This is a genomic window from Streptomyces erythrochromogenes (assembly GCF_040684695.1).
In the GTDB taxonomy this organism is placed as follows: Bacteria; Actinomycetota; Actinomycetes; order Streptomycetales; family Streptomycetaceae; genus Streptomyces; species Streptomyces erythrochromogenes_C.
Genome location: NZ_JBFBGM010000008.1, coordinates 186,015 through 199,676, shown reverse-complemented (window position 1 = coordinate 199,676; position 13,662 = coordinate 186,015). Strand labels below are relative to the sequence as shown.

At 70.6% G+C, this 13,662-nt stretch carries 12 protein-coding genes and 1 tRNA gene; 4 read left to right on the top strand and 9 right to left on the bottom strand.

All coding sequences use genetic code 11. From position 1 onward, the window contains the following. The first annotated feature begins 89 nt into the window (after positions 1–89). From AB0O53_RS15490 to AB0O53_RS15480, 3 genes are read left to right on the top strand one after another with little or no spacing between them, the layout of a single operon-like run. Positions 90–359 (top strand): hypothetical protein, encoded by a 270-nt coding sequence (locus AB0O53_RS15490; RefSeq protein WP_365195967.1) that lies wholly within the window; start codon positions 90–92, stop codon positions 357–359. Positions 360–387: 28 nt separating this feature from the next. Then, complete coding sequence (locus AB0O53_RS15485; protein ID WP_365195965.1) at positions 388–966, top strand: DUF6879 family protein; 579 nt, start codon at positions 388–390, stop codon at positions 964–966. Between the two features lie 2 nt (positions 967–968). After that, positions 969–3,359 carry an ATP-binding protein gene (locus AB0O53_RS15480; protein ID WP_365195963.1) on the top strand — a complete coding sequence of 797 codons (2,391 nt, stop codon included), beginning with the start codon at positions 969–971 and terminating at the stop codon, positions 3,357–3,359. Here the strand turns inward: AB0O53_RS15480 and AB0O53_RS15475 are convergent. From AB0O53_RS15475 to galU, 8 genes are all read right to left on the bottom strand, one after another. Continuing rightward, a complete protein-coding gene (locus AB0O53_RS15475) occupies positions 3,356–4,213 on the bottom strand; it encodes a methionyl-tRNA formyltransferase (protein WP_365195960.1) in 858 nt (285 codons plus the stop codon). The genes AB0O53_RS15480 and AB0O53_RS15475 overlap by 4 nt on opposite strands. 171 nt (positions 4,214–4,384) lie before the next feature. Further along, positions 4,385–4,458, bottom strand: a tRNA-Ala gene (locus tag AB0O53_RS15470). Positions 4,459–4,536: 78 nt separating this feature from the next. Then, positions 4,537–5,580, bottom strand: a complete 1,044-nt coding sequence (gene sepX, locus AB0O53_RS15465; RefSeq protein WP_350994332.1) for a divisome protein SepX/GlpR — start codon at positions 5,578–5,580, stop codon at positions 4,537–4,539. A 199-nt stretch (positions 5,581–5,779) separates the two neighbouring features. Further along, a complete protein-coding gene (locus tag AB0O53_RS15460) occupies positions 5,780–6,388 on the bottom strand; it encodes a GNAT family N-acetyltransferase (protein ID WP_350994334.1) in 609 nt (202 codons plus the stop codon). Between the two features lie 17 nt (positions 6,389–6,405). Further along, entirely contained in the window at positions 6,406–6,930 is a 525-nt protein-coding gene (locus AB0O53_RS15455; RefSeq protein WP_350994336.1) for a MogA/MoaB family molybdenum cofactor biosynthesis protein, read from the bottom strand. Then, a complete protein-coding gene (gene moaC, locus AB0O53_RS15450) occupies positions 6,927–7,406 on the bottom strand; it encodes a cyclic pyranopterin monophosphate synthase MoaC (RefSeq protein WP_350994338.1) in 480 nt (159 codons plus the stop codon). The genes AB0O53_RS15455 and moaC overlap by 4 nt, the downstream gene beginning before the upstream one ends. A gap of 123 nt (positions 7,407–7,529) precedes the next feature. Beyond that, on the bottom strand, positions 7,530–8,900 hold the full coding sequence (gene glp, locus AB0O53_RS15445; RefSeq protein ID WP_365195955.1) for a molybdotransferase-like divisome protein Glp: 1,371 nt from the start codon (positions 8,898–8,900) through the stop codon (positions 7,530–7,532). A 4-nt stretch (positions 8,901–8,904) separates the two neighbouring features. Beyond that, positions 8,905–9,807, bottom strand: a complete 903-nt coding sequence (gene galU / locus AB0O53_RS15440; RefSeq protein WP_030852510.1) for a UTP--glucose-1-phosphate uridylyltransferase GalU — start codon at positions 9,805–9,807, stop codon at positions 8,905–8,907. Between the two features lie 91 nt (positions 9,808–9,898). Between galU and AB0O53_RS15435 the strand changes: the two genes are divergently transcribed. Continuing rightward, complete coding sequence (locus AB0O53_RS15435) at positions 9,899–10,513, top strand: 5-formyltetrahydrofolate cyclo-ligase (protein WP_350994343.1); 615 nt, start codon at positions 9,899–9,901, stop codon at positions 10,511–10,513. Positions 10,514–10,519: 6 nt separating this feature from the next. On the opposite strand, the gene AB0O53_RS15430 is transcribed toward AB0O53_RS15435, so the two are convergent. After that, entirely contained in the window at positions 10,520–13,396 is a 2,877-nt protein-coding gene (locus tag AB0O53_RS15430) for a penicillin acylase family protein (protein WP_365195951.1), read from the bottom strand. Between the last annotated feature and the right edge of the window lie 266 nt (positions 13,397–13,662).

The window sequence follows — 13,662 nt, the reverse complement described above, 5'->3', positions numbered from 1 at the left end:
TGGCATGCCACGGTCACACAAACACGCTGGGTGATACTCTCGTCACGATCAGAGCTCGGTAGCGACAAGTGCTGACACACGGAGGAGCTATGGCCAAGAAGTGGGAAGCCGATCCTGCGGCATCCTTCGTACGGCGGCTGGGCAAGTCGTCGCACGAGCTCGGACAAACCTCCGGCAACGCGAGCTGCCCGGATGTGTGGGAGCTTGACAACGGAGACATCGCCGTCATCGGGGCGGACCTGACCACTTCCTACGAGGGACGGCTGCCGGATGGGGTGAGTGTCGATCCCGGCGAACGGCTGGTCATCCTTCCGAGGGCAACGATCGTTGCGGCCAAGGCGGACATCCCGGATGCCTAGCCCGATCGACGGCGTCGCAGGGGAGCGCATGGCGCTCGACGCCTACTACGCCGACTTCGAGAAGCATTTCTGGACCAGTGCCGACCTCGGTTTCTGGAAGCTGGAACGGCAGCAGACCTTCAAGGAACCCGGCTATGACAGCTGGGAGGCGTTTGCGCGCGGCGAGTGGGAAGAGTCGCTGCGCCTGCTGGAAGCCGGTCGCGCGGACATGGAGGAGTACCACCGCAAGATCGACCGGCACGGCTTCACGGCGCGGCGGATCCGGGTGGTCGAGGAGCCACTCAGCGACTACATGCAGTGGGAGCTCCACGCCCTGCGCGTGCGCGACCAGTGCGGAGGCACGATCCACGTCATCGCGGCGGACCAGGTGGCACAGTACGAAAGCGACGGTCCGCTCCCGGAGATCTACACGCTCGGCTCGCAGGTGATGTACCAGGCGGTCTATGACGACCGGGGCGTTCTGGAGTCCGTGCGCAAGTTCGTCGACACTCAGCTCATTCTGCGCTGCCAGGAGTTCATCAAAAGGCTCTACGATGCCGGCGAGCCGCTGGCAGGCTGGTTCGACCAGCACGTGGCAACCCTGCCATCCCCACCCCCCCAGAGCTAGGGATGGACGACGCTGCCCGGCACGTCAACCGGTTCGAGGGCTCAGCCTCGGCGCACACCGTCGTTCAGGCCGGAGAGGTGCGCGGCGGGATCCACTTCCATCAGCAACTGCAATCAGCCCCAACCATCGTCCCCCGCCAACTCCGCGGTGACGTACGCCACTTCGTTAATCGATCACGAGAGCTGGCCCGCCTCGGCCGCCTCGTCACTGACGACTGCGAGGAGCCGAACGTCGTGCCTGTGACAGTCATCACGGGAACCGCCGGCGTCGGAAAGACCTCGCTCGCCCTGCATTGGGCACACTCCGTCAGGCCCCGCTTTCCGGCTGGCGAGTTGTACGCCAATCTGCGCGGATACGCCGCCGAGTCTCCGGCGCTGCCAGAGGCGATACTGGGCCGTTTCCTCGAGGATCTCGGTATCCCAGCCTCGCATGTGCCGGTCGAGCTGGAGCGGCGAGAGACCATGTTCCGGTCCCTGCTGGCTGACCGGCGCATGCTGATCGTCCTCGACAACGCAGCAGACAGCACCCAAGTCCGCCCGTTGTTGCCGGCATCAGCGGGGTGCCTCGTCATCGTGACCAGCCGAGACGACCTGTCGGGCCTGGTCGCTCAGCAGGGCGCGTTACGCCTGGAAGTGACGACTTTGCCCACGACGGACGCCGTCATGCTGCTGCGCGCCACCACGGCCGAATACAGAGCCCGTGACAAGCGTGCCGACCTGACGGAGCTGGCCCGGTTGTGCGCGGGGCTCCCTCTGGCGCTGCGCATCGCCGCGGAACGCGCGACAGGGTGGCCCTCGATGCCGCTCAGCGAGTTGATCGACGACCTACGCGACGAGTCGGCACGGTGGAACGTCCTGACAGCCGATGCCGAGGAAGGACCCGACGCCATGCGAAGCGTGTTCGAGTGGTCCTACAAAGCACTGCCCGCGCCAGCAGCCCGGTTGTTCCGGCTGCTCGGCCTGCATCCCGGAAACGAATTCGGCCTCCCGGCCGTCGCGAGCCTGGCCGGCGTGGAGCCGCTGGTGGTGCGCTCGCTGTTGGACACCCTGGTCCGCGCCCATCTGCTGGAGCGGCGCCCTGCTGGACGCTACGAATTCCACGACCTGTTGCGGGCCTATGCGGCGGAGCTGATCCGCCGGGAGGAGAACGAGGTGGACCGGGCCGAGATCCTCGGCCGCTGTCTCGCCTGGTACCTCCACACCGCCGACGCAGCGCAGCGCGCCATCTCGCCGTACGACAGCTACGCCCTCGACGGCCAGGTCCCGGCTCCCGCCACCGCCCTCGGCTTCGAACAATACGAGTCCGCCTTCCGGTGGTACCGGGCAGAGAGCACCAACCTCGTCACCGCGACCCGCGTCGCAGCCGAAACCGGCTTCCCCGGGATCGCCTGGCGCCTCGCCGTGGTGCTCCGCGCGATCTACATGCACCACAACGCCTTCGACGACTGGGGAACGACCGCCCGTGTGGCCGTTGAGGCAGCCACCCGCGCGGGAGAACCGGCGGGAGAGGCAGAAGCCCTGGAGAACCTGGGCAAGGTCGCCTTCCAGGCGCTACGGCTGGACGAGGCGGAGGAATGTCATCGTGCTGCCCTCGCCATACGCCGACGTATCGGTGACCAGCGCGGCATGGCGGTGTCCATCAACGCCCTCGGTCTGCTCGGGCTGCGCCGCCGTAGGCTGGACGAGGCCAGGTCCCACTTCGCGGACAGCGCAGAGATCTCCCGCGAACTCGGTGATCGCCGCTGGTCGGCGCTGATGCGAAGCAATCTGGCCGAGACTCTGTGTGAGCTCGGCCGCCCGGAGGAGGCCGGGGGGATCATCGAACGAGCACTGACGGACTTCCGTGAACTCGGAGACCGTTTCGGTGAGGGCAACGCGCTGTTCCTGCTGAGCTGGGCCCGACGCGAGTCCGGAGACCTCGAAGCGGCCGACGGCGCGATCAACAGCGCCCTGGCCATCGCGAACGAGGAGGACAACCAGGTCTGGCGGGGGCACTGGCTGGTGGAATCCGCGAAGGTGGAACTGGCGCGGGGAAATCCGGAGAAGGCCCTACGCCTGTGCCAGGAGTCCGCTGGCGTGCAACGGCGTCTCGGCGACGCCGCCCGGGAGGCCGTCGCTCTGGACGGCGCAGGTGAGGCATGCCAGGCGCTGGACCGCTTCGAGGAGGCAGCAAAGTTCCACCTCCGGGCCATCGCCCTCTACCGGGGGCTCGACGCCGTCTGGAAGCTTGCGTGGGCCTTGAAACACCTGGCTGACGCCCTCGACCAGCTCGGCGACCACGAACCGGCACGTGCGGCCCGGCAGGAACTGCTACGCCTGCTCGGACCGATGCGCGACCCGGAGGCAGTCGCAATGGCCCAGGCAACGGCCCGGCGACTGGGCGACGGGACTTAGCCGTTCGGCTGCACCGGTTCCGAAGCGGTGATCCAGACGGGGCTGTCGGCGCAGTCGATGCGGGGGCCGTCGATCGGCGTCAGGCTGGTCCTCAAGATCTTCAACGGGCGACCGGCGACAGTGGCAACGGGGCCGAGGTGCTTGCCCATGAACTGGAAGGTCCGCACCTGATTGTGCACCTCACGCGCCGTCCTCGCGGCATCCACGATAGCGAACTCCGGCTCCATCAGCCCGGCGTGGCTGACGCCGTGAGTGGCCTGAGGTTCGCCGGCCGATGGGTCTGGCGCACGGTCCAGAGCGACGGCCACCAGGCCGCGCAACACCGGCGACAAACCGGTCCACAGGTTCTCCGGGGTGACTTCGTCCGGAATCGGAATGCCGTCCTGTTGGGCGAGAACAGGACCGGTGTCGAACTGTTCGTCCATGCGGTGAATCGTCACGCCCAGGTACGGGTCGCCGTTCCGGATCGCCCACAACACCGGCGCGGGACCTCGGTACTTGGGGAGCATGGAGCAGTGAACGTTGACCACGCCGTACCGCGGGATACCGAGCACGGACCGCGGCAGGCGCCACGAGAAGCCGTAGCAGATGAGCAGATCGAGGCCGTACCCATGCAGCGAGGCGCCCAGCCCCTCAGAGGATCCCGGCAGTAGCAGATCCGTCCCGGCCGGCAGCGCGGCCGTGATCCGGCTCACCCCGTCGGCCCCACCCGCGTCCATGGCAGTCCGGGGACGCATGGATCGGGAATGGGCGTAGACGACGGGGTCATGACCCGCCTCGACACACGTCTCGTGCAGAGCGGCGAACTCCGCTACGCCAAAGGACACTAAGCCGATGCGCATACCGTCCACCATGCCGCTCAGCGTAGTGGGACAGCCTCCGGCGGCGAGCGGAAAACCAGCAAGACTCCTCGGCCGCCCTCCCGCACAGCCGTCGAACACCATGGAACGCCGAAATCCCGCCCGGTCTTTCGACCGGACGGGATTCCGTGACGTTCACGAGAGCTACTCGCGAACTGTCGTCTGTGGACCTGTGGGGATTTGAACCCCAGACCCCCTCGATGCGAACGAGGTGCGCTACCAGACTGCGCCACAGGCCCTTGCGACGTGTGAAACATTAGCACCCCTGCGCCGGTGCTCCAAAACGCGTTTCCGCGGGGGTCCGCGCAGGTCACCGATCACTCGTTCGCGGCGCGCGGGCGGTCGTCGCTCTCGTACTGGTCGAACAGCGGGGTGCGGCCGCGGCCCTGGCCGCGGGGGCGCTGGGCGGTGCGGTCCTGCGCGTCGTCCTCGGCGGGGGCCGGGGCGGGGACCGCGGGCTGGGCGCGCAGGCGGGGCTCCGTCGGCTCGGCCGTGCTGGAGCGGGTCGCGCTCCAGGCGTCCGGGGTCACGGGGCCGGTGGCGCGGGGGGCGACCGGGGCCGTCACGTACGTCGGCAGGGGGACCGGGACCGGCTCCCAGCTGTCACCGCGGGCGGGGCCGCGTTCGCGCTCGCGCTGCTGGTCCACCCACTCCGCGTGGTCGGTCTGCTCGACCAGCGCGCGCCGTCCGGCTTCCTGCGGGGAGACCGGTGGCGCAGGGTCCGGTTCGCCCTCCGCGGCCACGCCCTCCTCGGGGTGGCGGCGGCGCGGGCGGTCCTCGCGCAGCTGCCGTGCGGCCGCCTCGGCACGCCGCCGGTCCATGGTGAACGCGTAGCGCCGCCGCTCCTGGACCCGCAGGTGGGCGATGTACGCGCTCAGCAGGAGGGCGGGCACGGCGGGGGCCCACAGGTAGCGCAGGCCGCCCACCGCCGCGACGACGGCGCCGGCGGTGAAGACGAGGAAGAGGAGTGCCGTGGTGCGCCGGCGGCGCGCGAGGACCTGGAGGCGCTGCTCGCGCCGGGCCCGCTCCGCGCGCTGCTCCCGCTCGGCGGCCGCCGCTCGCGGCTCCGCCCTGGTCGGGGACACGCCAAGGGCCCGGGCGTCGGCGTCGACGGAATTGACCGTCTCCGTCGCGGCGTCCGGGTCCGCTTGGGGCTCCGCCTCCTCGTCACCGCGCTCACGCAGCCCCTTGGCGTAACGGCGCTCCATTCCCGCCCGGCCGGAAAGCAGCCGAATGGCGGTGGAGAAGCGTTCCGTCGGACGGGCTTCGTTCAGCTCGTCCTGCCTCCGGAGCCACATGGGCACCAAGTAGGCGGCCCAGGCCCCGACAATGACTGCGTAGATGAGGCCGCTGCTGCTCACACCTCACACCGTAGAGGGGCGCGGGCGAGGGGATCGGCCAATTGGGCCGGTGTGTCGCGCGATCTCGCTGATATCACGGACTTTTTTTGTGATTCTTCGGATCAGGTTATGGGCGAATCGGTTACCTCGGGCCATTAATTCGAACAGATATTCGTTTATCGAGTGCGGCCCGACATCCGCGGGCCGTCCCCAGCCGTCCCTATTTCGGCGGGGCCTGCGAGTGGCGCGCGCGGTGCCAGCGGCGCAGCAGCCCCTCCGGCACCTCCTCCGCCGTGATCGCGTACACGAGGTGGTCGCGCCAGGCCCCGTCGATGTGGAGGTAGCGCGGACGCAGTCCCTCCTCGCGCAGGCCCAGCTTCTCCACGACCCGCCGGCTCGGCCCGTTCTCGGGCCGGATGCACACCTCGATCCGGTGCAGGCCGACCTTCCGGAAGCAGTGGTCGACCGCCATCGCGACGGCCGTCGGCATCACGCCGCGGCCGGCCACGTCGCGGTCCACCCAGTAGCCGACGTGACCCGCGCACATCGAACCCCAGGTGATCCCCGCGACCGTCAGTTGGCCGACCAGCCGACCCTGGTACTCGATGACGAAGGGCAGCATCCGGCCCGCGTTCGCCTCGGCCCGCAGGTGACGGACCATCTGGCGGTACGTGGGCCGCTGGACCACCGGCCCCCACGGCGCGGGCGGCGGAATCGTGGCCTCCCACGGCCGGAGCCAGTCGCGGTTGCGCCGGTTGACCTCGCGCCAGTCCTTCTGGTCGCGCAGTTTTATCGGCCGGAGCGTGACGTCGCCGTCGGTCAGGACCACGGGCCAGGTGGGGCCGTTCAGCTCGCGCTCCCGGAGGGTTCCGCCGCTCTGGGGTGGTCGCCGCCGCGGATCTGGTCCACCGCGTGCGGCAGGATCCGGGACAGGACGGCGAGGCCGTCGCGCACCCCGCCCGTGGAACCGGGCAGGTTGACGATCAGGGTGCGCCCGGCGACGCCCGCCAGGCCCCGGGACAGGGCCGCGGTCGGCACCTTCGCCAGGCCCTCGGCGCGGATCGCCTGCGGGATGCCCGGGACCTCGTAGTCCAGGACCCGGGCGGTGGCGTCCGGGGTGCGGTCGGTCGGCGAGATCCCGGTGCCGCCGGTGGTCAGGATGACGTCGTAGGCGGCGGCCACGCCCTCGCGCAGCGCCTGCTCGACGGGATCGCCGTCCGGGACGACCCGCGGGCCGTCCACCGCGAAGCCGAGCCCCTCCAGCGCCTCGGCGAGCAGCGGGCCGCCCTTGTCGGCGTACACGCCCTGCGAGGCCCGGTTGGAGGCTGTGACGACGAGCGCCCGGCCGAGGAACCCGTCCGGGGCGCTCACGAGCGGGCCCAGTCGCCGGACTTGCCGCCGGTCTTCTCCTCCACCCGGACGTCCGTGATGACGGCGCCCTTGTCGACCGCCTTGACCATGTCGATCACGGTGAGGCCGGCGACCGCGACGGCGGTCAGCGCCTCCATCTCGACGCCCGTGCGGTCGGTCGTCTTCACGGTGGCGAGGATCTCCACGGCGTCGTCGGCGACCGACAGGTCCACCTTCACGCCCGAGACGGCCAGCGGGTGGCACAGCGGGATCAGGTCCGGGGTCTTCTTCGCCCCCATGATCCCGGCGATGCGCGCGGTGGCGAGGGCGTCGCCCTTGGGCACGCCCTCGCCGCGCAGCAGCTCGATCACCCGGGGGGCGACGAGTACGCGTCCACTGGCGCGCGCCGTCCGGGTGGTGACGTCCTTCGCGGAGACGTCGACCATCCGGGCCGCACCGGCCTCGTCGATGTGGGTGAGCCTGCTCTCGGTACTCATTGCTGCGCCGCTCCGCTCTGGGCCCCCGGGGGCCTGTGTGGTGCACCACACGCTACCCGCACGGGCCCCCGGAGGGGCGCGCCGGGGGAACGGGTCCCGGGGCGCGGGAGCGGACGCCCCGGATCAGCCGAGCAGGATGACTTCCAGCTCGGTGCCGGGCTCCACCGAGGTGACCTCTTCCGGTACGACCATCAGCGAGTCGGCGTGCGCCAGTGCGGCGATCAGGTGGGAGCCCGATCCGCCGACCGGGCTGACCGTTCCGCTCTCGGCGTCGTACTTCCCGCGCAGGAACTGGCGGCGGCCGACCGGGGAGCCCAGTGCCTTGTCGGCCTCGAGCACGGCCCGCACGCTCGGCCGCCGGACCTCGGACTCCGGCAGCCCCATGAGGGCGCGGATCGCGGGGCGCACGAACAGCTCGAAGGAGACGTACGAGGAGACCGGGTTGCCGGGCAGCGCCAGCAGCGGGGTGTGGTCGGGGCCGATCGTGCCGAAGCCCTGCGGCTTGCCGGGCTGCATGGCGAGCTTGCGGAAGTCCATCCGGGTCGCGTCCACGTCCACGTCGTCCTCGCCGGAACCCTCGGAGCCGGACGAGGGGGCCGAGCCGACCGAGGAGAGCGCCTCCTTGACCACGTCGTAGGCGCCGACGCTGACCCCGCCCGTGGTGACCAGCAGGTCGGCCCGGATCAGCTGGTCCTCGATGGTGGAGCGCAGGGTGTCGGCGTCGTCCGCGACGGCGCCGACCCGGTAGGCGATCGCTCCGGCGTCCCGCGCGGCCGCGGCGAGCGCGAAGCTGTTGGAGTCGTAGATCGTGCCGGAGGTGAGCGGCTCGCCCGGCTGGACCAGCTCGCTGCCGGTGGACAGGACCACCACGCGCGGGCGCGGGCGCACCCGGACGGTGCCGCGCCCGATGGCGGCCAGCAGGGCGACCTGGGGCGGGCCGAGGACGGTCCCGGCCGCGAGGGCGAGGTCGCCCGCCTGGACGTCGCTGCCGCGGGCGCGGACGTGGGCCCGCGCCTCGGCCGCGCGGTGCACCCGTACCTCGCCGCCCGCCCGTTCGGGGGCGGCGCTGGCCGGGGTCATCCCGGCGGCGGCGCCGCCTCCGGTGCCGCCGTCGGTCCACTCGACCGGTACGACGGCTTCCGCACCGGGCGGCAGCGGGGCCCCGGTCATGATCCGGGCGGCCTCGCCGGGGCCCACGGTGGGCAGCTCACCGCTGCCCGCCGCGACGTCCCCGACGACCGTCAGCACCGCGGGGAACTCCTCGCTCGCACCCTGGACGTCGGCCGTGCGGACGGCGTAGCCGTCCATGGAGCTGTTGTCGAAGGGCGGGAGGGCGACGGGCACGGTGACGTCCTCGACGAGGACACAGCCCTGGGCGTCCAGCAGCTGGAGCTCGATCGGCTCCAGCGGCCGGACGGCCCCGAGGACGTCCGCGAGGTGCTCGTCCACGGACCACAGACGGTGGCCGGCGTCCTGCGGTGCGGAACTGCTCAAGGTCCTACATCTCCTCCGTGACGTAACGGTGAAGCCAGGTGCGGAACTCGGGGCCGAGGTCCTCGCGCTCGCACGCGAGGCGGACGATGGCCCGCAGGTAGTCGCCGCGGTCCCCGGTGTCGTAGCGACGGCCCCGGAAGACCACGCCGTGCACCGGGCCGCCCACGCTCTCGTCGGCGGCCAGCTTCTGCAGGGCGTCGGTGAGCTGGATCTCCCCACCGCGGCCCGGCTCGGTCTCCCGCAGTATGTCGAAGATCGCGGGGTTGAGGACGTAGCGTCCGATGACCGCGTAGTTGCTGGGGGCGTCCTGGGGCTCCGGCTTCTCGACGAGGCCGGTGATGCGGACCACGTCCTCCTCGTCGGTGGCCTCGACGGCGGCGCAGCCGTAGAGGTGGACGCTGGCCGGGTCGACCTCCATGAGGGCGATGACGGTGCCGCCGGTGCGGGCGTGGATGTCGGCCATCTGACGCAGGAGCGGGTCGCGCGGGTCGATGAGGTCGTCGCCGAGGAGGACGGCGAAGGGCTCGCGGCCGACGTGCGGCTCGGCGCACAGCACCGCGTGGCCGAGGCCCCGCGGGTCGCCCTGGCGGACGTAGTGCATGGTCGCGAGGTCGCTGGATTCCTGGACCTTCTTCAGGCGGTCGTCGTCGCCCTTGGCGATGAGGGCCGACTCCAGCTCGTAGTTGCGGTCGAAGTGGTCCTCCAGGGCACGCTTGTTACGCCCAGTGATCATGAGGACGTCGTCGAGTCCGGCGGCCACGGCCTCCTCGACCACGTACTGGATGGCCGGCTTGTCCACAACCGGGAGCATTTCCTTCGGGGTCGCCTTGGTCGCCGGAAGGAAGCGGGTGCCGAGGCCAGCGGCCGGAATGACGGCCTTCTTGATCACGGGGTGCAACATAGTCATGGCCAGAACGATAGTGGGTCCTGCCGAACACCCGACGAGATCACGGTAGGTAGGTCCATATATGCCCTGATTCGAAGGAAATTTGATTCTCGTGGCAGAGAACCCGCCCTCCGCGTCCGCCAAGTCCGAACTGCGCCGGGAACTCCTCGCGGCCCGTCGCGCCTTGTCCCCCGACGCCCGCCGCACGGCGGCCGCGGCGCTCGCCGTCACCGCGCTCGAACTGCCCGAACTGGCCGGTGCGCGCACGGTGGCGGCGTACGTCTCGGTCGGCGGCGAGCCCGGCACCCGCGAACTGCTCGACGCCCTGCGCGCGGCCGGCAAGCGGGTGCTGCTCCCCCTCCTGCTGCCCGACAACGACCTCGACTGGGCGGCGTACGAGGGGCCCGGCAGCCTCGCCGAGGCGGCCCACCCGGGGAAGATGCGGCTGCTGGAGCCGTCCGGCCCGGCCCTCGGGCCGGACGCGGTGACGCGGGCCGACGCGGTGCTGCTGCCCGGGCTGGCGGTGGACGGTCGCGGCATGCGGCTCGGCCGCGGCGGCGGCAGTTACGACCGGGTGCTGCAGCGGCTGGAGCGGGCCGGGGCGCATCCGGCGCTGGTCGTGCTCCTCTACGACGACGAGGTGGTCGCGCGGGTCCCGGAGGAACCGCACGACCACCCCGTCCAGGCGGTGGCCACCCCGTCGGGGGTGCGCCGCTTCAGCTCGTGACCCGGCTCACGACCCGGCCGGCTTGAGGGTCAGGGTGTCGACCGTGGCCTTCTCGACGGCGTCCTTGCCGAAGGGCCACTCCAGCAGCTCGCCCTTGGCCCACATCTGCGTCTGGTCCGTGTAGTGGGAGTTGTACGCGTGGCCCGAGGCGCCGGTGAGGTTGATCCAGCGGGACTTGTCGAGGTCGTTGAGGTTCACGACCATCCGCATCGACGGCACCCAGGTGACCCCGTAGCCGCTGGAGGCGTTCCAGCCGGTGGCGTTGACGGTCGCCTCGCCGCCGCCCACGTTCCACGGGCCGCGGTTGAGGAGCCACTGCATGAAGCCGGGGCCCTCGGTGCCGATCGTCTGGTTCTTCAGCTGGAGCTGGTGCAGGCGGCCCCAGCTCCAGGTGGACTGGTCCTTGCCGAGCTTGGCGGTCAGCTCCCAGCGGGCGTCCGCCATGGCCCGCGCGAACAGCTCGTCGCGGGTGGTGGCGGCCGGCTTGTTCAGGCCCTTGGCGGGTGCGCTCCACCACGGCGACTTCTCGTCCTTGACCAGGCGGCGGACCACCTCGAACCAGCGGTCGCCGCCGTCGGGCTGCGCGGAGTCGGCGTCGCGGGTGCCGCATTCGCGGACGGTCTTGGCGAGGTCGTCGGCCGGGCCGGTGCCGTTGCCCAGGACGTTCATGCAGCTGTCCTCGATCCGCAGCTCCTTGGGCATCTTGTCGCCGAAGGCCAGCTTGAGGACGTTGCGCCAGACCGCGTTGAAGTAGGCGGCGGCCGCCGAGTCGGACTCCTGGGTGTAGTTCCAGCCGTCCAGCAGCTTCTGCGCCGCGCGCACGCCCGGGTCGGACACCTCGATCTTCGCCAGCATCGGGGTCAGCAGCGCGGCGATCTCGCTGCTGTTGTCCATCTGCATGGTGCGCATGTCGTCGGTCGAGATCTTCCCGCCGTCCTTGATCTTCGCCTCGATGAGGTCGTTGATCCGCTGGCTGCGGGCGCCGTAGCCCCAGTCGGTGGTGAGCAGGTGCGGGTACTTGCCCGCGCCCGTCCCGTTCTCCGCGACGGCCTGGTTGGCGGTGACGATGTAGCCGCGCGAGGGGTTCTGGTCCCAGGGCAGCTCGTTCTGCGGGATGTAGCCGGCGTTGCCGTCCCGGCTGCCCTTCCAGGCGAACTTGGAGTCCCAGCCCGGGGCGGGCATCCGGCCGTCGCCCTGGCCGCGGACCGGGATGCGGCCCGGGGCCTGGTAGCCGATGTTGCCGTTGGCGCCCTTGTTGTCGGCGTAGATCAGGTTCTGGGAGGGCACCTCGAAGTCGGCGGCGGCCTTGCGGAAGTCGTCGAAGTTCTTGGCCTGGTTCAGCTTGAAGACCGCGTCCATGCTCTTGCCCGGGTCCAGCGCGGTCCAGCGCAGGGCGATGGCGTAGCCGTCGCCGCGGTCCGGGGCGGAGCTGTCGACGGGGGCGCGGGTGCCGACCGTACCGAGTTCCGTGCTGCGGTCGGAGACGAGCGGGCCGTTGTTGGTGGTGCGGACGGTGATCTTCTTGCTGGTGCCGCCCGCGACCTTGATCACCTCTTCGCGGGAGGTGAAGGGGAGCACCCGGTTGTCGTAGACGTAGCCCTCGGGCTTGATCTGCTCCAGGTAGAGGTCGGTGACGTCGGCACCGAGGTTGGTCATGCCCCAGGCGATGTCGGTGTTGTGGCCGATGACCACGCCCGGCATGCCGGAGAAGGTGAAGCCGGCGACGTCGTACTTGCACTGGGCCGAGACGGCGCGGCAGTGCAGGCCCATCTGGTACCAGACCGAGGGAAGTTGCGGCGACAGGTGCGGGTCGTTGGCGAGCAGCGGCTTGCCGGTGGTCGTGTACTTGCCCGAGATGACCCAGGAGTTCGAGCCGATGCCGCTGCCGTTGGGGCCGAGGATGGCCGGGACCTTGTCCAGGGTGTCGGCGAGGGCGCCGAGCTGGGTGCGCAGGCCCACGGTCGCGCCCTGGGCGGTGGCGTTGCCGGCGAGGCCGGTGGCGTCACCGGCGGCCGGGGCGGTGGAGACCGGGTTGGCGACGTTGCCGCCGGAGCCGGAGCCGGAGCCGGACCCGTTGCCGGAGCCCGATCCGTTGCCCGATCCGGAGTTCCCGGTCTGGCCCTGGGGGGTGTACTTGCCGCCGTCGACCTTGCCGCCCTCGACGATCGGCTTGTTCCGGTCGAACGGGTACGGCGGGTAGAGCTCGGCGATCTGCGCCTGCGAGAGCTTGCTCGCCATCAGCGCGCGGTCGATCTCGTCCTGCATGTTGCCGCGCAGGTCCCAGGCCATCGCCTTGAGCCAGGCCACGGAGTCCACCGGCGACCACTGCTCGGGCCGGTAGTCGTCGCTGAGCTTCAGGGCGGCGTGCTCGACCGAGAGGGTCTTGCCGGACTTGCCCTTCAGGTAGGCGTTGACCCCGTCGGCGTAGGCCTGCAGATTCTTCTTCGTCTCGGCGGAGAGCTTGGTGTCGTACTCCTCCTGCGCGACCTGGCGCCAGCCCAGCGTGCGCAGGAAGGCGTCGGTCTCGACCTGCCCGGCGCCGAACATCTCCGAGAGCCGCCCGGAGGTCATGTGGCGGCGGACGTCCATCTCCCAGAAGCGGTCCTGCGCGTGCACGAAGCCCTGCGCGCGGAAGAGGTCGTCGTCGCTGTCCGCGTAGAGCTGGGGAATGCCGTTGGCATCGCGCTTGACGTCGACCGTCCCCTTCAGGCCGGGCACGTCGAGGGAGCCGGTCGTCTGGGGGAAGGAGGCGCGCACGCCGTCCACGCTCCAGTACGCCCCGTAGCCGAGGCCCGCGACGAGACCCAGGACCAGTACGAGCACGATCAGACGGGCGCGTCGTCCCTTCTTCTTGGCGGGAGGAGCGGTTTCGTTGGCGGGCATCGCTGTCCTTAGAGGGGCAGGGTGGTCCTGGGAGTGCTGGGAGCAACCATAGGCGCAGGACCGACTCCGTTGATCCGCCAGGGGTGGAGGCCGTGTGGAGGGCCTGTATCCCGCGCCGGTCCGGGAGGCGGTCCGAAATGGATCTACAACGGGTCCCGCGGTCCCGAGGACAGGGACGAACGGCCGTTTCACAATGTGGTTATCGCGTAAAGGGCGCGTCAAAGATTAGGTAAGGTAACGAACTACTTGCCGAACTTGTCGCCGGG

Excerpts from the sequence above, each read along its gene's own strand:
- AB0O53_RS15430 (WP_365195951.1), bottom strand. The coding sequence starts at position 13,396 with ATGCCCGCCAACGAAACCGCTCCTCCCGCCAAGAAGAAGGGACGACGC.
- AB0O53_RS15490 (WP_365195967.1), top strand. The coding sequence starts at position 90 with ATGGCCAAGAAGTGGGAAGCCGATCCTGCGGCATCCTTCGTACGGCGG.
- AB0O53_RS15485 (WP_365195965.1), top strand. The coding sequence starts at position 388 with ATGGCGCTCGACGCCTACTACGCCGACTTCGAGAAGCATTTCTGGACC.
- AB0O53_RS15480 (WP_365195963.1), top strand. The coding sequence starts at position 969 with ATGGACGACGCTGCCCGGCACGTCAACCGGTTCGAGGGCTCAGCCTCG.
- AB0O53_RS15475 (WP_365195960.1), bottom strand. The coding sequence starts at position 4,213 with ATGGTGGACGGTATGCGCATCGGCTTAGTGTCCTTTGGCGTAGCGGAG.
- moaC (WP_350994338.1), bottom strand. The coding sequence starts at position 7,406 with ATGAGTACCGAGAGCAGGCTCACCCACATCGACGAGGCCGGTGCGGCC.
- galU (WP_030852510.1), bottom strand. The coding sequence starts at position 9,807 with ATGACTATGTTGCACCCCGTGATCAAGAAGGCCGTCATTCCGGCCGCT.